Below are 19,059 nucleotides of genomic sequence, written 5' to 3'. Positions count from 1 at the left end.
CAAGATATAATATTATACCCAACCTCTGAAGCGGCTCGCTTCAGCCATTTTACGAACACCAACCATGTACGCTGCTAAGCGCATGTTCACTTTACGAACTTGTGCTGTTTCATAAATAGAATCAAATGATCTTACCATTACTTTTTCTAAACGTTGTTCTACTTCTTCTTCAGTCCAGTAGTAACCTTGGTTATTTTGTACCCACTCAAAGTAAGATACTGTTACACCACCAGCACTTGCTAATACGTCTGGAACAAGTAAAATTCCGCGATCTGTTAAAATTTTAGTCGCTTCTAATGTTGTTGGACCATTTGCCGCTTCAACAACGATTTTCGCTTTAATATTATTAGCATTTTCTTCTGTAATTTGGTTCTCAATTGCAGCTGGAACTAAAATGTCGCAATCCAGTTCTAACAATTCTTTATTTGAAATTGTATTATTAAATAATTTTGTTACTGTACCGAAGCTATCACGACGGTCTAATAAATAATCAATATCTAATCCGTTTGGATCATGCAGTGCACCGTAAGCATCTGAGATTGCAATAACTTTCGCACCTGCATCATGCATAAATTTAGCTAAGAAGCTACCAGCATTACCGAATCCTTGAACAACAACGCGCGCACCTTTAATATCAATGTCGCGTTTTTTTGCAGCTTCGCGAATACAAATTGTTACACCTTTCGCCGTTGCTGTTTCACGTCCATGCGATCCACCTAATACAAGTGGCTTACCTGTAATAAATCCTGGTGAATTAAATTCATCAATACGGCTATATTCATCCATCATCCATGCCATAATTTGAGAGTTTGTGAATACATCTGGAGCTGGAATATCTTTCGTCGGTCCTACGATTTGGCTAATTGCTCGTACATAACCGCGGCTTAATCTTTCTAACTCACGGAATGACATTTCACGCGGGTCACAGATAATTCCACCTTTACCTCCACCATATGGTAAATCAACAATACCACATTTTAAACTCATCCAGATTGAAAGTGCTTTCACTTCATTTTCTGTTACATTCGGATGGAAGCGAATTCCACCTTTCGTTGGACCAACAGCATCATTATGTTGTGCACGATATCCTGTAAATATTTTAACAGTCCCGTCATCCATACGAACTGGTATTTTCACTGTCATCATACGAATTGGTTCTTTTAATAATTCATATACTTCGTTTGGATAACCCAATTTTTCTAACGCTTCACTAATAACAATTTGTGTTGAATTCAATAGTTCAAAATGTTGTTCCCTTTGTTGTTGTGTTTTTGTTTGAGTTCCCTTTTCGGCTACCATAGTAAGTAAACCCCCTGTAATTTCACTTGTTTAGTAAACCTTCATTGCCTAGTATACACCCTTAAATTTGGAATGCAATAGAAAACGCTAACAAATATATACAAACTATTTTCTGTTGCAAGCGTTTTCACTATTATTATAGTCCTTTTATTACTTTTAGAAAAGTAAAATACTTAAATATTTAAATATTTTTTATTTTATTCCATTCCCCTACTATAAAACTGCATATTTTATTTTCAAAAAGTATGTTCGAGTATTTACAATCAGCCCTAAACCCACTTCCCTTATCCGATAAAAAATAAAACCTCAGCTATGTTATATCAGCTGAGGTTTTGTTTTTTCACAAAGTAATTGTGTATTTGTTCTATCGCGTTAGAATCCATTAATTCTTTACCGTACTCCATGATGCGATAAATGGTTGCTGTAGACGGATTACCATACTCAGCTAAAATAGCTATAAAATCCGCCTTTAGTAATTGAACTTGCTCTTCTTCTTCCATCCAAAGATAGAAACGACCATCCCACGTATATAGTTTTCCGCCAGTTACATCAAGGTTATATAAACGATTCGACAGGTTAATTACGTCGTCTAGTGTAGCAAACTCATACAATATATGCTCGCTTTCATCTAGAGTCACTTGCATTTCAATAAACTCGTCACGGAACTCATCATCTGTATCCATTTCTTGATTTTCTTTCGTTACAATTACAACCATCCCTTGCGCTTGTAGAGAAAACACTTCAACTGCAATTGGGCCATCCGCTTCAAATCCCAATTCCTTATTTGCTTCTTGCATCATATCACGAAATAACTGCTGTACTTTCGGCGCATTTCTCCATAAATCTTCTTTCGTTAATCCTCGTTCAGATAAATCATCAAATGTTAGAAAAATTTTTATCTTATTGTAATTTAATCGTTCCAGCCTCATCTCATACCCTCCCTACGTAACCAATGCATCTAATTTTTATTATATGAAATAGAAAATAGATGGTTCTTTTCGAACAACTATTCCGATATTTTTAACCATTCATCCCATTCTTCTTTCGTATCACCAATTAAGATTGTTTCAATGTCCAACTGATCTAGAACGCCTAGCTTTCCGATAAAACCAACAGAAAGAGATTCCCTTTTTTCTTGTAATAAATTTATAAAGTTTATCGTCTTTTTTATTTCTTGTTCATCAGCAAAAGATACAAATACATATTTCGGCTGTATTTCCTCTACCGCTGACAACATACCATCTTCAGCTAAGCTTGTCCTAATATATATCGCCTCATATCCTTTCAAGCGTAAATACGTTGAAAAAATAAATCCTTTCAATGCATCCTTTTCTAACACAATAACTTTGTGTGAAGAGGAAAACATTGAGGCATTATGATACACCATACCTAGACGCGTTTGTAAAAATAATAGTGCATATTGGAATTGCACCATTGAAATCTCATTATTTTTTTTTGATGTTAACAATTTGTCTGTCACTTGAAGAACGATACTGGCAACAACCTTTTCTGTTGAATATATACTAAAAGCTTCGTTTAATAATGCAGCAATTGTAATTTCATCAAATTTTAACAAAGCTTCTAGCAAATCGTCCACTAAAACAACTTCTTTATCGAAATGTATCTCTTTTTGAACTGTACTTTGCAAACGATTCCCTTCTAATAATTGAACTGCTTGCCCAATCATCATACCGGAAGAAACTTTTTTCATTAACCATTTTAAAATTTGAATATGCTCTTCTGTATATAAACGATGCCCAGCTTGATTCCGCTTTGGGGCAATAATTTGATATCGTCGTTCCCATGCACGAAGCGTACTCGGCTGAACTCCAATTATATTCGAAACAGCTTTTATATTATATTTTCCACTTTGAATTGGCATCATTTCCCTCCACACAATGTAATGATATGTGTTTGAGCAGGTGCTCGAAAACGAAGTGGTATCAATGTTGTTCCGTACCCATTACTAACAAAAAGAATCGTATTCAAATGGTTATATACGCCACCTTTTAAATATTTTTTAGATGGGAATAATCGGATTTGTCCTCCATGAGTATGTCCACTTAACACAAGTGAAATCTGTTCATTTCCAGACATCTTTTTTATTATATCAGGGTTGTGACTAATTAAAATACGAAAACCATCTTCTTTACAATCCGCCAATGCCAAATCTAGACGATCACGGTGCAATCCAACATCATCTATACCGAGTAAACAAATTTTCTCTCCTAATTCAGACTCAAATACCACTCTTGTATTATCTAATACTTTCACGTTATTTTCTAATAATAACGCATCTAATTCATGATATTCTATCTCATAATCATTGTTTCCCCACACAAAATATACAGGAGCTATCTCTCTTAACTTTTGAATATTCGCAGATATTTTTGATAAAGGGACACCTTTCTCTGCTAAATCGCCTCCGATAATTACGAGATCTACTTTTCCTATTACTTGTTCAATTAATAAATCAGAAATGACTCTTCTATGAATATCAGAAATAAAAAACACATTTACTTTTTGAAAACTTTTCGGAAATTCTTTAAATACTAAAGTATGTTCCAACACCGTATTACGCATCGCTTCTTTATACATCACAAGAATCAATAAAATCCCCATGCCTATGAGAGTACTGAATAATATAATCCATATCATATTTTTTACTCCCCTCCTCATAAAGATAATCCTAGGCTTTTATAATAAACTGCCCTTGCTTAATTCACTAGCTCTCTTGCTTTGTGGACTTATCTTTTGTCGGAATTTTCAATTCTTGACCTGCACTCACTTCATCTTCTTGCAAGTTATTATACTTTTTAATTATTTCAATCCCATTTTTATCTGAAAAATATTGCTTCGCTATACTTTCTAAAGTTTCTCCCTCTTTCACAGTATGCGTTATTACCTTTTCAGACTGTTTATGCGACTCAGATTTAGCTGAATCAAAGAAGATTACTTCAAACGCACTTTTCCCAGCATTACTACTATCGCCTTTCACTTGAATATACTTATCCGTATACCATAAAATACTAATTGGCAGTAGAATGAATAGAAATGTTAAAACCCGGACGAAAATGTGATTTATTTTAAACTTTTGTTTGTTCTCTTTATTTCTATGAATTTCACTACGCGGCGGTAAACTTTCTTTTTCTTCCACTCGCTCAACTTCTAATTCCTCTTCAAAATCAGGAATTCGTTTCCTCATGTTGTTCACCACCACCTTCCATTTATTTTCTTAATTGGAGTCCCATTATAAAATCAACAAGAAAGTGTGCAAAGATTGTTATAAACAAATTTCCTGTCCATTCAAATACATAACCAAAGACAAAACTAATGAAACAGACGAAACAAAACAAAAATGGCTTCGTTATATAACGAATATGTAACACTGCAAATACGAAACTCGCAATTACAATTCCAAAATGCGTTTGCACGACACCTCTAAATAAAAATTCTTCTGCAAAACCGATTACGAACGTAATAACGAGTAAATGCATAACCGACATCCCTTGAAACATCTTATCGTTAATACCACCATCATCAAACCAAGACTCTGGAAACACTCGCATTGCAACATAATCTAATAACACAATACTAATCGCTAACAAACCACCTATAATAAGTATAGATACTGGTTCCCATTTCCATAGATTAAACACTTCTTTTACATCTTGAAATAATATATATGTTAGTAAACAACCAATACCGATAATAATTAACTGTGTTATATACAGATTCAGCCTTATTTCCTGCGGACTCATATCTTCAACATTATGCCTTTGAATGTTCATCATTCCCCCATCTTTTCTAGGCCGAAAAGCTTTTGTAACTCTGTTTCCCAATTATAGTCGAAATCCGATTGTTGCGCTTGTCTTTTTTTATAATCTTCTTTTGTAATACCGCAATAGTCGCAGCAATTATTTAACTCTTGCTCTTTCCTATAACCGAACTGTTGCAACACATATTCACGTCTACATCCTTTAACTCGTATCCATGACTTCACATTTTCTAACTCACTATATTTATTACGCAACCTCATTTCTACTTCAGCTATTAATCGGTTCATGATTTCATCTGACAAACCCTCTAATAATACTCTTCGCTGTTGTATAATTCCAAGCTGTTCGAGATGATAACGAACGAAACGCCAATACTGCTCATTAAATCTTGCTGCATTATAACAAATTTCTTCTACATCTTCTATTGGTAATTCTTTCGTTTGAAACATTCTTTCTTGTAGTAAAGAAAACAAAAATTGTATTTGTGACTGACTTGGCAATTCATCCTCAATGATTGAAATTGGCAAATCATGATCTAACGGACTACACAATAAAATAGCTATACTTGGTTCGCCATCTCTTCCAGCTCTTCCGATTTCTTGTAAGTAAGAAGCTATATTAGTTGGATAATGGAAATGAATAATATATCGCGTATTCGCCTTATTTACCCCCATACCAAATGCACTTGTACATATTACAAGCTGCAATTGATCATTCATAAACTGCTGTTGAATTAACATACGCTCTTCATGTTCCATACCACCATGATAAAAAGCTACACCAGTAACTCCTTTTCCTCTCAAGTATTCCGTTAAACGTTCCGTCCACGCTCTACTTGAACAATATACAATCCCTGGCCCTTGCAAATACAGCACCTGATCCAAAAGTGCCTCTTTTTTCTCTTCTATCGTCTCTACAAATTGTACTTCCATTGCAATATTTGGACGATCAATAGAATACACATGCTGTGCGACATTCTTTAAACTTAAACTTTCTTCTATATCTCGCAGTACATCTTTTGTCGCTGTAGCTGTTAATGCTAGTACCGCAGGGAATCCGATATTATTAATTACTTGATCTAACTTTTTATAATCCGGACGAAAATCATAACCCCATTGAGAAATACAATGAGCCTCATCAACAACAAATAATGAAATATGAATTTTCTTCAATTCCCTAATTAATAACTCCGACTGTAACATCTCTGGTGAAACAAAAATAAATTTATATGAAGATAACTTTCTCATTGCTTCTCTTTTTTCATTTAATGTCCGAAAACTATTAAGTGCTATCACTCGGTTTTTCACAACATACTTTAATTGGGTCACTTGATCTTCCATTAAAGATAATAACGGTGATACAACAAGCACCGTTCCTTCTCGCATAAGCCCTGGAAACTGATAGCACATAGATTTCCCTCTTCCAGTCGGAAGCATCGCTATCACATCTTTGCCTTCTAATAAATCTGTAATAACTCCTTTTTGACCTGGACGAAATTCAGAATATCCAAACCACTTATATAAATATTCTTCAAGTTTCATTTACACCCTCCATCCGCGCTAATACAAGACGAACTTCAAAATAAGAGATATCTTCTCCAACCGTTTGTTTCAAAACACGTAACTTCCGCGTTTGCAATGCTTCAATTACTTTTATTACTTTGTCTATCTTTTCTTTTTCCATAAACATCTCAATAGGAAAATCTTTTTCTCGCAAAGCAATTTCAACAAAATGATCTTCTATCGTTGCAACTTTTAAATTCCTAATCGTTGCTATTTCTTCTAAAGAACGCCCTTGTCTCCAAAAATTATATGTTTTTTTCGTTGATAAACTAAATAATTCAGCTCTCTCATTTGGATAAGATATAATTTCAGCTAATAGCGGAAATTCATTTTCTTTATCACGAACTTCTTGTATAAAGAAGTGCATTGTACCCCAAAATAAAAAATACACCCTGAATATATCTTGTTTCGTAATTTCTGCTAATTGTTGTAATGTACAACCAATACGTTCATAACCCGTTAGTCGATATGTTACAATCGTCGCTTCTATCGCATTACTCTTTTCTAAAAGATTATGTACTTCCACCCATAATTTTCTCGCCAACTCACTTCTCTTATATGGCATTCCTGTTAGAAAACGTTTCACCCACATCATTATTTCTGTATCTTGTTGAATCGGGATAAACTTCGTATTATTCTGTTGTAAATTTGATATAGTTTGAATAATCAATGATAATCTTTTCCAAAATGTTTCACCTAATTCACCATAATGCAAACCATGCAAATACGTCGGAAAAGCATACACTTCCCCCCATTTATGTAACTGCGTTTTACCCGTAGGTGTTAACACATATGTATTTTCATGTATTTCTTGAATAAAATTTGCTTGCAACAACTTTTCAACTTCACCATCATAGTCAGTTCTATTTAACGATTTATATATTCCGAACAAAAAAGAAATCCGGAACATATTTCCATCTTGTAATGTTTGCGAAGAACGTTTGCCCTTTAGTAAATAATAAATAGAAGAAACGGTTCTTTCACCATTCAATTGTTTTAAACAATGCAACAAAGTATATTGTATTTGCACGACCGCTTCCACCTTCCAATCTTAACTTCATTCTTTTCAGTATAATTACACTAATCTACTGTCGCTCATTAAATTTATCATATAAGTACTATATACTTGTATATATTCTATTGTATCAAACGAAATCACATTTACGTATTTTGAAAATCTAATGAAATAATTCAAAAAAAAGTTGACACTCTAATTGATAAGCATTATCATTATAATTTTATGTTGAAAAGTTTTAAAAACCGTTTTACAATAAGGTTATAATTTTTATGGCGAGCTTTTCACATACATATTATCAGGAGGGAAAAAAGATGGCAAAATATACAATCGTTGATAAAGATACTTGTATTGCATGTGGTGCTTGTGGCGCTGCTGCACCAGACATTTATGACTATGATGATGAAGGTATTGCATTTGTAACATTAGACGATAACCAAGGTATCGTTGAAATTCCAGATGTATTAGTTGAAGATATGATGGATGCATTCGAAGGTTGTCCAACTGACTCAATTAAAGTTGCTGACGAATCATTCGACGGAGACGCTTTAAAATTCGAATAGTCTTTTATTAACTTCAAAAAATGCCCCTCATCAATATGAGGGGCATTTTTTGTATCCAAATTTTATTTTCCTAAATAAAAAACCATTAATAGTTCCACACTACTAATGGTTTTATTATATATATTATGCATTTTTCATTTTTGCAAACACCCATACTTTCAGGCGTGAGAATAATGCTACAAATACAATTGTTACAATAATTCCTTTAATTAAATTAAATGGTAAGATTGCCGTTACAACCGTTGTTCTTATAGCTTCGCTAGACATAGCCGGTGAATTTAAAAACCAAGTGTACGCCGGGAATATGATGATGTAGTTTAATACACTCATAATGAGTGCCATTGTAATTGTCCCTAGCATTAATCCTGTCGTTAAACTCTTCACAGTACGATACTTTCTAAATAAGAAAGTTGCTGGTCCAATAAATAAACATCCTGCAATAAAGTTTGCAATTTCTCCAACTGGTACTCCTATTAAACTTCCTTGAATTCCGTAATGTAAAATGTTCTTTATCGCTTCTACAATTACTCCTGCTACTGGTCCAAAGATAATTGCTGCAATTAGAGCTGGTACATCACTAAAATCAATTTTTAAAAATGGCGGAAGCCCTGGGAACGGGAAATCCAACATCATTAGTAAATACGCAATACTACTTAGCATCGCTACACTCACCATCTGCACTACACTGTTTTTTTGTTTCATCTTTCTCTCTCCTTTTCCATCGATCATCTCATGGAAAGTGGAAAGGTTCTGCTATGCCTATTTTTTCATAGAACGAAAAAACCCTTTGTGTTTTACACAAAGGGAGAATTTAAGGCACATCAAACAGACGTTCAAATCCATATCTTTTTTGAACGCTTGAACCTCCATCTTCTCCCATCCAGACTATACTGTCGGCTTTGGAATCACACCAAATCCTGCCTTAACGGCTCGCGGGCTTAGAACAAAATCATAAATAGTTCATCACCGCCGGTCGGGATTTTCACCCTGCCCCGAAGATAGACCGATATTCTATTTTCCCCTTTATTATACAACAACCCCATAATATTGTGAACTAAAAAATTGTAACTTATTTTAAGTTAGTTATTTATTTTTTGTAAAAACAAATAAATTGCGAGATATTTTACAATACAATCCATATTTTTTATTATCCGGCATTTCTCTTTTGAATTACCTAGTCATATATAATTAAAAGTGATAAGATATTGAATTGTTAAGATAAGAACATTTTCTGAGTTATGGAGGAAATGTCATGAAAAAAGAAAAAAGACATTCTATTCGAGAAGCAATGAAAAAAAACTTAAGAAAAGAATACTTTTACTTAAAAAAAGAGTTACTTTTCTACTGTCCAATTGATTTAGGCACATTCTCAAGCGAGACATACTATGCTACTTTCGATGAAGATGGCATCAGTATTTATCAGTATGATAAAAAAACAGAAAGTAAATTAAAATTGTGCGAGCGTCATCCGTGGAAGAGCTGGAATAAAGTGAAAGTTGATCACTATTTGACAACTTCTCAATTTATTTTTCAAGGTGAGCGAAATTGGATTTTATCTCTTTTTCAAAAAGGAAAAGAAGCCCAAAAAGTTATCGAAGAGCATACATCTTTACAAACAGAAGTTGTGTCCCGCTCTTTCTTAAAAAAACTTCCTGGTTTTCGTTCTAATACACCACTAAATAAATACATCGGTAGCATTTGTTACACTGCACTTATTGCATTTTTATTAAAATGGATGATTCCATTTCAAGCACCACAAATCGCCCTGTATTCTATTTCGATAGGTTGTATGCTTCTTGGTCTACTTTGTTTGACAATCGGTTTAATTGAACCGACTATCGTACTTTTTCGAACAAAAGAGAAAACAAGAACAAAAGTTTTTTACTTATATAGCTATTTAGCTATTTCTGGATTTATATGTGTCTTTATTTTTTGGTAAAAGAAGCCGTCCCAAAATAAGTTTTGGGACGGCTTTCTTTTAGATATAGATACTCTCATTCACTCAATATTTCTAGCAGAAGCGTCCATATGATTTCATATACATTGCAATTTTATTTAAGAAGAACATAAATTTGTTCAAAGATTAATTTTTGAGACATTTTCTTTACTTAACATATAATTGTTGATTAGGATAAATTAGCTCTTGCTGTAATCCATTTTTTTCTTTAATTTCCTTAAGTGTCATACTAAATTTCCGTGCAATACTAACTAAAGTATCCCCTTTTTGTACGACATATAATGATGAAGAAACAACTTCATTTCTTTGTTCATTTAAAACAAGCAATGGGTTCATCGCATTCTTTTTCGCCATCGTCCATCTTCCTTGATGAAGTTCTAGATGTAAATGTGCACCTCGCGATTCTCCCGTGTTTCCTACTTCTCCGATTTTTTCTCCTTTTGAAATATACTCTCCTTGTCCCACATATCGCTTATTTAAATGTGCATATACAGCCTCATATTCTCCGTGTTTAATAAATACAACATTTCCATAACTATTTGAATAATAAGACTTCGTTACCTTACCTTCTTGGATAGCTGCCACAGGCGTTCCAATCGGTGCAGCTATATCAATACCGTAGTGTTTTCCATGCCTCGTCCCAAAATAATCACTTATCTGACCTTCAACAGGCCATGTCCATCGATTTTCTTCTGCATAAACATGTAATTGAGATACGAACAGTATCGTCAATAACATGACGCCGCATTTTAAAACTTTCATATACATCCTCCGTTTTCTAATTACCACCATACCTTCTCTATTTTGGTATATTACAGAAAAAAGTATACAAAAAAAGAAAGTGAATTACTCCACTTCCTTCTCTTTCTTATCACGAAAAACTAATGCACTACGGTTATACTCCACATCTTTTACTTGTAATCGTGCATTTATTACTCTAGCTATCGCAAACAAATAATCAGATAATCTATTTACATACTTTAAGACAACTTCATTTATTTCCACTTCTTTTTGCAATGATACTATAGAGCGTTCCGCTCTCCTTACAACAGTACGTGCAATATGAATAGTAGCCGCCGCCTCGCTACCACCTGGCAAAATAAAGCGTTCTAATGGTGGGGCTTCTTCTATATACAAATCAATCTTTCCTTCTAAGCTTTCAACCATTTCAATTGTCACTTTATAAGGAATTTTTTGTTCCACTATTGCCAAGTCTCCCCCGCAATCAAATAGTTCGTGTTGAATATTTTCGAGCTCATTGTAAATATCTCTAAAAGACCCGCCTTGAAGCTTAGTCATTGCATATCCAATATGAGAATTCGCCTCATCTATTGTTCCATACGCTTCCACACGGATATCATCTTTATCAACCCTGCCACCTATTACACTTGTCGTTCCTTTATCTCCTGTTTTTGTATATAATTTCATTTCTTCACAGCACCTCTCTTGTTATTCTTAATTCGACCAAGATAGAAAAAAGTTCTACCATTATTTATTTAATTGAGTTTACAAAAAAATAAAAAACAGCAGAACTTTATTCATTATCAACTTTAAAAACACATATCTAAATTATACGATTCGGTAAATATACAGAGAATGTAGTTCCTTCTCCAACAACACTTGAAACAGAAATTTTACCATCATGGCCTTGAACAATATTTTTCGCAATCGCAAGCCCGAGTCCTGTTCCACCCTTTTTTCCACGTGTTCTTGCTTTATCAGCTTTGTAGAAACGATCAAATAAAAATGGAATATCCTCTTCTGGAATGCCAGCACCCGAATCTTGTACTTCAAAAATGAGACCATTATTTTTCGTATCAATTACAAGCGTTACATGTCCACCCGCATTCGTATGACGAATTGCGTTATCAATCAAGTTCGTCAACACTTGTTCCATCCGATCCGCATCAAACGCGTATTCTTCAATCGGATTTCGGAAATCAACTGTTAGTTCAACTTCTTTATCCTTTGCAATCCCTTGGAATTTACGACCAATTTTTTCAACAAACGGATGTATATCCACTTCACCAATATGTAACTCTACGTGACCGCTTTCCATACGAGCTAAATCTAACAATTCATTTACAAGTTTACCTAAACGAACGGATTCATCATAAATGATTTGAACAAACTCATCTATTTCCTCTTTCGTTTGCACAATATCATCTAAAATCGCTTCACTATACCCTTGAAGCATGACCATCGGTGTACGAAGTTCATGTGATACATTCGCAATAAAGTCTTGACGCATTTTCTCAAGACGACGTTCTTCCGTCATATCTCGCAGTACTGCTACAGCCCCACGAATTTTCGTTTGATTGTAAAGTGGCGTCATAAGAACTACATAGTTCCCTTTTTGTAAATTAATTTCAACTACTTGTTGTTGCTCGCTTTCTACAACGAGATGGAATAGTTCCACAAGTTCAGAAGGTAGTTTTTTACTTAGCTCTATCTCTTTTTCTTCTTGCCAAACTTGTAAGAAATGTTCAGCCGGTGGATTAATAACTACGACTTCACCTTCTTGATTTAACGTAATAACCCCATCTGCCATACTACTCAAAATACTTGCTAACTGCTCTTTTTCTTGCTGCAAAGCATTCATATTAAACTTCAACTGTTTACCCATTTGATTTAAGGCCGTTGCCAGCTCACCAATTTCGTCCTGAGATACCATAGGAGCCTTTGCATCAAACTTCCCACGTGACACTTCAAAAGCAACCTCACGCATTTTACGAAGCGGCGCTGTAATTCGAGTAGATAAGAAGAACGCAAAGAAAGTTGTTAATATAATCGCAATCCCAGCTGCTAAGAAAATGAAATCAGTCGTTCTCTCCATATCTTTTATTGGCACTTGTAAAGATTCATATACGAACACGGCACTTTGATTTTTTGATTGCACCGGTTTCCCAACGATCACAATATCATTTTCAGTGCTTTTATTCTTTCTACTATCAGAAGCTTTTCTAATGTTGTTCTTAATTTCTTTTTTGTCTGTAAAAACAGCCGCTAATTCTTTATCTTCTTTTAAATCATCCATTGTAAGAGTGACTAACCCTTCTTGTTTCGGTGAAGAAGAGATTTCCTTACCATCTTCTACAATAATAATCCTTGAAAGTGGATCAGAGAATTTGTACGCGATGCTCTCAATCGTTTTTACATCGGCACCTTCTTCAATTAATTCCGTAACACTTGTTGCGACTTTTTGAAGTCTATTTTCACTCATATCAACATAATACGTTCTAAAAAATTGTGAAAGTAAAATCGCAACAAATCCAAGAACAAACGAAACGAGAAGTAATATGGTCATCCATAACTTCCCTACTACACTTCTCCAAAGCATCAGTCGTTCACAACCTCAAACTTGTAACCTACACCCCAAACAGTAACGATCATTTTCGCAGCATCCGGTGATTTTTTACTTAACTTCTCACGTAAACGCTTTACATGCGTATCAACTGTACGTAAATCTCCGAAGAATTCATATTGCCATACTTCTTTTAACAGTTGCTCACGATCGAATACCTTATCCGGTGCTTTCGCTAAGAATAATAGTAACTCATATTCTTTGGGCGTTAAGTTTACTTCATTTCCATCTGCAGTAACACGATGTGCATCATTATCAATCGTTAAGTGCGGGAATACAGTAACATCTTTTGTCGTTGTATCTTGTGTAAAGAATGTTGTTGGTACAGCACGACGTAATACCGCTTTCACACGAAGCACTACCTCACGTGGGCTAAATGGCTTTACAATATAATCATCTGTTCCAACTTCAAATCCTTGTACTCTATTTACTTCTTCACCTTTTGCTGTCAGCATAATAATTGGTGTCGCTTTCTTCTCACGAACCCCTTTACATACTTCAATGCCATCTTTACCAGGCATCATAAGATCTAATAGGATTAAATCATAATCATTTTGCAACGCCATTTCTAAAGCTGTATCACCATTATCCGCTTCTTCAATTGTGTATTGTTCTCTTTCTAAGTACATTTTTAACAAACGACGAATGCGATCCTCATCGTCTACAATTAAAATTCTTGATTCATTTTCCATTTCTACCCGCTGCGTACTCTTACCTCAGCGGTTCACACCTACCCTTCTACACTATTATGTTGCGCTATTCTCGTTTATTTAAGCAATCTTCTAAATGTTTCACTTCCCATATTATGCTTCACAAGAATAATAAATTTTGTTCAATTTTTTTCCAAAACTATGTATTTTTTTTGAACAGTATATAATGTCCTCGACATCATTTTACAAAATCAACCGCTACTTTGTCATGTTTTTCTCAAAAAAGAAGAAAAATTGACAAAAATAAAATAGGAAAGTGACATGCACTCTCCTATTTTATTTCTCTATGCATATGAATGTAAACCGGCAATAATTAAGTTTACTACAATAAAGTTAAACATAATGATTGCAAAACCAATTACTGCAAGCCAAGCTGATTTCTCTCCATGCCATCCTTTAGATAATCGTAAATGTAGTACTGCAGCATAAAAGAGCCATGTTATAAGTGCCCAAACCTCTTTCGGATCCCAGCCCCAAAAACGCGTCCACGCTATTTGAGCCCAAATCATCGCAAAAATTAATGCTCCTAATGTGAAAACCGGGAATCCAATTGCAATAGATCGATATCCGATTTCATCTAGTAAATCACTATTCGTATTCTTTACTAACGGCTGAAGTGCCGCCGATACTCGCTTCCGTAAAACAAGTCTTAATACAATATAAAGTAATGTTCCAACTAACACTGACCAAATAACAGTATTTAATTTTTTCGCATTTACAATCGCTGGAACTTCAACTGCTGGTTCTAATTTATTTTCTGTCAGTAACTTCCCTTCATGCGGTCCAACTAAAGCTGGAAGATTGTACTTCATTTCCAGTTGCTGTTCATTTTTATCAATCCATTGAAACTTCGCTTCATATTTCATACTAGAAAATACCGTTGTTACTCCAATAAATCCAACTGTACAAACAAGTGTGAACACTACCGTCTCTAACCAAAATGTACGTTTACTTCTCGTTGACTGATCTACATTTTTCAATAAATACATAACGCCCGTAATAAAACTAATCGCTAAAATTGCTTGGCCTGCTGCTGCAGTCGTCACGTGAATATGTAACCAATTACTTTTTAAAGAAGGAATAAGCGGGGATATTTCCCTCGGAAACATACTCGCATAGGCAATTAATAAAAGCGCAACTGGTAACGCAAATAGTCCGATTATACTTACGCGATACATAAAATACATTACAATAAATGCTCCGACAAGCATCATACCGAAAAACGTACCGAACTCAAAAAAGTTACTAACTGGTGCATGTCCTGATGCAATCCATCTTGTAACAAAATATACTGTTTGTGCAATAAACCCTAAAATTGTAATCGTTATTCCTACATTTGCCCATTTATGACCCTTTTCTTTAATTGCCCCCCCGAAAAATAGAGTTGCAATTAAATATAAAATAAATGCGGTAAAGAGAAAGTTACTACTTATTTGCACCATATCGTTTCCCCACCTTAACTAATTTTTTTATCGACTACTTTATCATTTGGTTGCGGAATTGCTGTACCTTCTAGTACTCTTTCAATATCTTTCTTTAAACCGAACCAATTTTTATTCGTATGTCCTGCAATCCACCATTCATCATTGACGCGTTGTATCCAAATACGGCGATGATTCCAATACATACCTTGAATCACACCAACCATAAATATAAATCCTCCAATACCGAGAATCCAAAGCGTTAAATCTTTCCTTACAGTAAGTGCTGTTGCATTTTGCATTTCAACACCTGCAAAGGACATTTTATATTTATTATTTCCATCAGGTTCTATATTTTGCTGTATACCAACAAAACTCACTTCACCATCTGGTGTTTCAGGCGTAAACATTTTAAATACAAATGCTGGATTGTTTGGTAATTTCGTTTTTGTGTTCGGTCTTCCACTCTCATCAAAATAAAAATCAGGAAAATAGCTTAATAGTTCTAAAGAATAACCATTTCCTAAATCGAATTTTTCTGTAGGATTCGTTAAATCAACTTTAATCGGTCCCCACTTTTGATTATTTTCTTTATTTTGCAGGTTAAAGGACATACTTTTAAATTCATTTTCTTTATAATCCACTTGATACACTGCAAACTTATCAAATTTCAGTGGTTCATTCACTCGAATTTCCGATTCTTTTACTTTTTCCAATTTCGGTTTTTGTCCTGCTATATTTTCGCCGACCGATTTATATAATACAGCATTCGTTTGGAAGTTTTTCGCAATCATTTTATCACCTACACGGTCAATTGCTTCATCAAAAACTTCCTTGTCCTTACTTTTATCATAAACTTCCTTTATAAATTTTTCGTTTTTCAAATAATATTGACCATTCGTTCCTGGTATTTCTTTCGTTTCACCATCACGTAACCAAAGCGCTTCGTCTACGTACATACTCGGTAAAAAACGGAGCATTGCACCGAATAAAAAGATAATGAGACCGATATGATTCACATATGGACCCCAACGCGAGAAGCGTCCCTTTTCTGCTAAAACGTTTCCGTCTTCCTCTTTCACGTTATAGTTTGCTTTCTTTAAATTCTTTTGCACTCTTTCAAGGTCACCATCTTGCGGTGTACCAGTCCCATATAATCTCTGTCTCTTTAAAAAGCTTGGATGTCTTTTCACTCCTTGTTTTTTTAAAGCTTTGTATAGCGGAATGACGCGATCTAAACTACATATCACAAGTGAAATACCTATAGAAGCAATTAACATCATATACCACCATGAACCATATAAATTATTAAATCCTAATTGATAATATAATTGCCCTAAAAATCCGTATTCCTGTTTATAATATTCAGCTGGCGCAATCCCTGGAGTTATGTACATTTCTTGCGGAAAAATAGTTCCTATCGCTGATGCAGCTAAAGTTATTACGATTAGCCATACACCCACTTTTACAGAAGAGAAAAAGCTCCAAATTTTATCGACTATCGTTTTTGTTTGCGTGAGAGATCTCCGTGCACTCCCCTCATAGCGCATATCCAATAGCTTTACATTTTCATTGCTTTCAAATGGTTTCCCACAAGCTTCACAAAAAATGGTTCCTATCGGATTAACATGTCCACATTCACATTTAATTTCTTTCAACACTCTCACCGCCCCTGTATCTATATGTACTATTGTATATTCTAACCTAGAGTTACCGCAATACTCAGAATTTTTAAACCGAAGGCGCTATAGGTAAGCGCCTCGTATGTAAAGGCTTTCTATATTACGGAGTAATTTTCTTTAAATACTCCTCCAATTGTTCTATCGTTTGTTCACCTTTAATCTCTTGAATCACCTTACCATCCTTATCAATCAAGAAGCTTGTTGGTAACGGTATTACTCCATACGTTTTTATAATTTCTCCGCCTTTATCAATTGCGACTGGGAACTTAAGATCGTATTGCTTCACAAAATTCTTAACAGCAATATCCGTTTCATCTGCATCTAACGCAATAATTTCAACGCCTTTTTCTTTATACTTTGGATATAGTTCATTCATATAAGGCATTTCTTTTTCACACGGTTTACACCAAGTTCCCCAAAAGTTTAAAAATACACCTTTTCCCTTTAAATCTTTTAATTCAATTTTCTTTCCTTCTAAATCTGTCACAACAAAGTTAGGTGCTTCTTTTCCGATTTGCATTTTCTCTTCTTTAGTGAAATATCCTTGATAAAGTGTAAATCCTACAGCACCGCATAAAATGAGTAGAATAATAATGCGAAATAATAAGCGATTTTTCTTCATATTACCTCTCCTCTCCTCGGTAAATGTTATGTATTATCTTCTGTAAATGTTGTATTGAATAAATCACCAGCAGAGCACTCCACTGGTGAATTTTTAACTCTATAACTTATCTTGGCTTTGTAGAAGCAAGCGCGCGTAATTGTTTCACTTCATGTGGTGTCAATTCTCTCGCATCACCAGGTCGCAGGCTCCCTACTTCTAAGAAAGCGTAACGTTCACGTTTTAATTTCACTACTTTACAGTCTAACGCTTCAAACATACGACGTACTTGACGGTTACGTCCTTCATGAATTGTTAATTGTACAATAGCCATTTCTTTACGCTTGTCCCAAGAAATAATTTTCACATGTGCTGGTGCTGTTTTACCGTCTTCTAACGTAACACCGCGTTCTAACATGCGAATTTTCTCACCTGTTAATGGACCTTTTATTTTTGCAACATACGTTTTTTCAACTTTATATTTAGGATGCATTAATATATTTGCGAAGTCCCCGTCGTTTGTCATTAATAATACTCCTGACGTATCATAATCTAGACGCCCGATTGGGAATAAACGTTGTGTAATTTCAGGGAAAAAGTCTGTTACAACACTTCTACCTTTATCATCTGATACACTTGAAATTACACCAGTTGGTTTATATAGTAAAAAATAAACAGGTTCTTCTTTTTCAAGAGGGATGTTATTTACTTCTACTTTATCTTGAGGAGTTACTTTTGTTCCTAACTCTTTCACTATTTTTCCGTTAACTTTCACTTTTCCTTGCTGAATTAATTCCTCAGCCTTTCTTCTCGATGCAATACCTGCTTGCGCAATCACTTTTTGTAATCGTTCCATTTCTTTTTTTCACCTCGAATTTATCTTACCTTACATTAGAAAGACTTGGCAACCGCATACGCTTTACGGTTATTCGCTCCATCTCACTTAAACAACATAGCGATGATATTAAACATATAAAGGTCAAATCATGTTTTTATCCTTTATTATTGTCCATATTTTTCATATTTCTCACAATAAAAGTTCATCATTTTGTCAAAAATACTGCATAAAAAAACCACTATTAAGCTACACCTTAATAGTGGTCGTA

Annotated in this window: 19 protein-coding genes and 1 riboswitch; of the genes, 2 read left to right on the top strand and 17 right to left on the bottom strand. The window is 34.5% G+C overall.

Features of this window, described 5'->3' with window-relative positions; translation table 11 throughout:
- Positions 1-12: 12 nt before the first annotated feature.
- The 8 genes from gudB to COK05_RS22535 all read right to left on the bottom strand — a co-directional run bounded on the left by gudB (position 13) and on the right by COK05_RS22535 (position 7,670).
- Positions 13-1,299: an NAD-specific glutamate dehydrogenase gene (gene gudB, locus COK05_RS22570; RefSeq protein WP_000225171.1), complete on the bottom strand. Its 1,287-nt coding sequence runs from the start codon at positions 1,297-1,299 to the stop codon at positions 13-15.
- A 320-nt stretch (positions 1,300-1,619) separates the two neighbouring features.
- Entirely contained in the window at positions 1,620-2,228 is a 609-nt protein-coding gene (locus tag COK05_RS22565; protein WP_098614342.1) for a genetic competence negative regulator, read from the bottom strand.
- Positions 2,229-2,305: 77 nt separating this feature from the next.
- A complete protein-coding gene (locus COK05_RS22560) occupies positions 2,306-3,181 on the bottom strand; it encodes a MerR family transcriptional regulator (RefSeq protein ID WP_141539217.1) in 876 nt (291 codons plus the stop codon).
- Entirely contained in the window at positions 3,181-3,957 is a 777-nt protein-coding gene (locus COK05_RS22555) for a metallophosphoesterase (protein WP_098614340.1), read from the bottom strand. Before COK05_RS22555 ends, COK05_RS22560 begins: the two co-directional genes overlap by 1 nt.
- A gap of 67 nt (positions 3,958-4,024) precedes the next feature.
- The gene (locus tag COK05_RS22550; protein ID WP_098614339.1) at positions 4,025-4,504 is read right to left on the bottom strand and encodes a LysM peptidoglycan-binding domain-containing protein; all 480 of its coding nucleotides are present in this window, start codon (positions 4,502-4,504) and stop codon (positions 4,025-4,027) included.
- 22 nt (positions 4,505-4,526) lie between these two features.
- Entirely contained in the window at positions 4,527-5,090 is a 564-nt protein-coding gene (locus COK05_RS22545; protein WP_098614338.1) for a CPBP family intramembrane glutamic endopeptidase, read from the bottom strand.
- On the bottom strand, positions 5,090-6,619 hold the full coding sequence (gene recQ, locus COK05_RS22540) for an ATP-dependent DNA helicase RecQ (RefSeq protein ID WP_098614337.1): 1,530 nt from the start codon (positions 6,617-6,619) through the stop codon (positions 5,090-5,092). Before recQ ends, COK05_RS22545 begins: the two co-directional genes overlap by 1 nt.
- Entirely contained in the window at positions 6,609-7,670 is a 1,062-nt protein-coding gene (locus tag COK05_RS22535) for a helix-turn-helix domain-containing protein (protein ID WP_141539216.1), read from the bottom strand. Before COK05_RS22535 ends, recQ begins: the two co-directional genes overlap by 11 nt.
- A gap of 299 nt (positions 7,671-7,969) precedes the next feature.
- Here COK05_RS22535 and COK05_RS22530 point away from each other — a divergent pair, with 299 nt between their 5' ends.
- Entirely contained in the window at positions 7,970-8,218 is a 249-nt protein-coding gene (locus COK05_RS22530) for a ferredoxin (RefSeq protein ID WP_002171129.1), read from the top strand.
- 123 nt (positions 8,219-8,341) lie between these two features.
- On the opposite strand, the gene COK05_RS22525 is transcribed toward COK05_RS22530, so the two are convergent.
- Positions 8,342-8,920, bottom strand: coding sequence for an ECF transporter S component (locus tag COK05_RS22525; protein WP_098614335.1), 579 nt, complete (start codon positions 8,918-8,920; stop codon positions 8,342-8,344).
- Positions 8,921-9,082: 162 nt separating this feature from the next.
- Positions 9,083-9,222: riboswitch (FMN riboswitch) on the bottom strand.
- Between the two features lie 248 nt (positions 9,223-9,470).
- Here COK05_RS22525 and COK05_RS22520 point away from each other — a divergent pair.
- Complete coding sequence (locus COK05_RS22520) at positions 9,471-10,157, top strand: hypothetical protein (protein WP_098614334.1); 687 nt, start codon at positions 9,471-9,473, stop codon at positions 10,155-10,157.
- Between the two features lie 165 nt (positions 10,158-10,322).
- On the opposite strand, the gene COK05_RS22515 is transcribed toward COK05_RS22520, so the two are convergent.
- From COK05_RS22515 to rluB, 8 genes are all read right to left on the bottom strand, one after another.
- Positions 10,323-10,937: a peptidoglycan DD-metalloendopeptidase family protein gene (locus tag COK05_RS22515; protein ID WP_098614333.1), complete on the bottom strand. Its 615-nt coding sequence runs from the start codon at positions 10,935-10,937 to the stop codon at positions 10,323-10,325.
- Between the two features lie 84 nt (positions 10,938-11,021).
- Complete coding sequence (locus COK05_RS22510) at positions 11,022-11,603, bottom strand: cob(I)yrinic acid a,c-diamide adenosyltransferase (RefSeq protein WP_098614332.1); 582 nt, start codon at positions 11,601-11,603, stop codon at positions 11,022-11,024.
- Positions 11,604-11,739: 136 nt separating this feature from the next.
- The gene (resE, locus tag COK05_RS22505; protein ID WP_098614331.1) at positions 11,740-13,515 is read right to left on the bottom strand and encodes a sensor histidine kinase ResE; all 1,776 of its coding nucleotides are present in this window, start codon (positions 13,513-13,515) and stop codon (positions 11,740-11,742) included.
- Positions 13,515-14,231, bottom strand: a complete 717-nt coding sequence (gene resD / locus COK05_RS22500; protein ID WP_000426861.1) for a DNA-binding response regulator ResD — start codon at positions 14,229-14,231, stop codon at positions 13,515-13,517. Before resD ends, resE begins: the two co-directional genes overlap by 1 nt.
- Positions 14,232-14,533: 302 nt before the next feature.
- Positions 14,534-15,691, bottom strand: coding sequence for a cytochrome c biogenesis protein ResC (gene resC, locus COK05_RS22495; protein ID WP_000250081.1), 1,158 nt, complete (start codon positions 15,689-15,691; stop codon positions 14,534-14,536).
- Positions 15,692-15,705: 14 nt separating this feature from the next.
- On the bottom strand, positions 15,706-17,331 hold the full coding sequence (gene resB, locus COK05_RS22490; RefSeq protein WP_098614330.1) for a cytochrome c biogenesis protein ResB: 1,626 nt from the start codon (positions 17,329-17,331) through the stop codon (positions 15,706-15,708).
- Between the two features lie 121 nt (positions 17,332-17,452).
- Complete coding sequence (resA, locus tag COK05_RS22485; protein ID WP_097845513.1) at positions 17,453-17,974, bottom strand: thiol-disulfide oxidoreductase ResA; 522 nt, start codon at positions 17,972-17,974, stop codon at positions 17,453-17,455.
- 106 nt (positions 17,975-18,080) lie between these two features.
- On the bottom strand, positions 18,081-18,809 hold the full coding sequence (rluB, locus tag COK05_RS22480) for a 23S rRNA pseudouridine(2605) synthase RluB (protein WP_098614329.1): 729 nt from the start codon (positions 18,807-18,809) through the stop codon (positions 18,081-18,083).
- Positions 18,810-19,059 lie beyond the last annotated feature (250 nt).

The organism is Bacillus cereus (assembly GCF_002567495.1).
GTDB lineage: Bacteria > Bacillota > Bacilli > Bacillales > Bacillaceae_G > Bacillus_A > Bacillus_A cereus_AQ.
The sequence above is the reverse complement of the archived record's forward strand: the minus strand, read 5'-3'. Positions and strand labels throughout refer to the sequence as shown.

Coding starts and splice junctions, on each gene's coding strand:
- gudB (WP_000225171.1), bottom strand. CDS start 1,299: ATGGTAGCCGAAAAGGGAACTCAAACAAAAACACAACAACAAAGGGAA.
- COK05_RS22565 (WP_098614342.1), bottom strand. CDS start 2,228: ATGAGGCTGGAACGATTAAATTACAATAAGATAAAAATTTTTCTAACA.
- COK05_RS22560 (WP_141539217.1), bottom strand. CDS start 3,181: ATGCCAATTCAAAGTGGAAAATATAATATAAAAGCTGTTTCGAATATA.
- COK05_RS22555 (WP_098614340.1), bottom strand. CDS start 3,957: ATGATATGGATTATATTATTCAGTACTCTCATAGGCATGGGGATTTTA.
- COK05_RS22550 (WP_098614339.1), bottom strand. CDS start 4,504: ATGAGGAAACGAATTCCTGATTTTGAAGAGGAATTAGAAGTTGAGCGA.
- COK05_RS22545 (WP_098614338.1), bottom strand. CDS start 5,090: ATGAACATTCAAAGGCATAATGTTGAAGATATGAGTCCGCAGGAAATA.
- recQ (WP_098614337.1), bottom strand. CDS start 6,619: ATGAAACTTGAAGAATATTTATATAAGTGGTTTGGATATTCTGAATTT.
- COK05_RS22530 (WP_002171129.1), top strand. CDS start 7,970: ATGGCAAAATATACAATCGTTGATAAAGATACTTGTATTGCATGTGGT.
- COK05_RS22525 (WP_098614335.1), bottom strand. CDS start 8,920: ATGAAACAAAAAAACAGTGTAGTGCAGATGGTGAGTGTAGCGATGCTA.
- COK05_RS22520 (WP_098614334.1), top strand. CDS start 9,471: ATGAAAAAAGAAAAAAGACATTCTATTCGAGAAGCAATGAAAAAAAAC.
- COK05_RS22515 (WP_098614333.1), bottom strand. CDS start 10,937: ATGAAAGTTTTAAAATGCGGCGTCATGTTATTGACGATACTGTTCGTA.
- COK05_RS22510 (WP_098614332.1), bottom strand. CDS start 11,603: ATGAAATTATATACAAAAACAGGAGATAAAGGAACGACAAGTGTAATA.
- resE (WP_098614331.1), bottom strand. CDS start 13,515: ATGCTTTGGAGAAGTGTAGTAGGGAAGTTATGGATGACCATATTACTT.
- resD (WP_000426861.1), bottom strand. CDS start 14,231: ATGGAAAATGAATCAAGAATTTTAATTGTAGACGATGAGGATCGCATT.
- resC (WP_000250081.1), bottom strand. CDS start 15,691: ATGGTGCAAATAAGTAGTAACTTTCTCTTTACCGCATTTATTTTATAT.
- resA (WP_097845513.1), bottom strand. CDS start 17,974: ATGAAGAAAAATCGCTTATTATTTCGCATTATTATTCTACTCATTTTA.
- rluB (WP_098614329.1), bottom strand. CDS start 18,809: ATGGAACGATTACAAAAAGTGATTGCGCAAGCAGGTATTGCATCGAGA.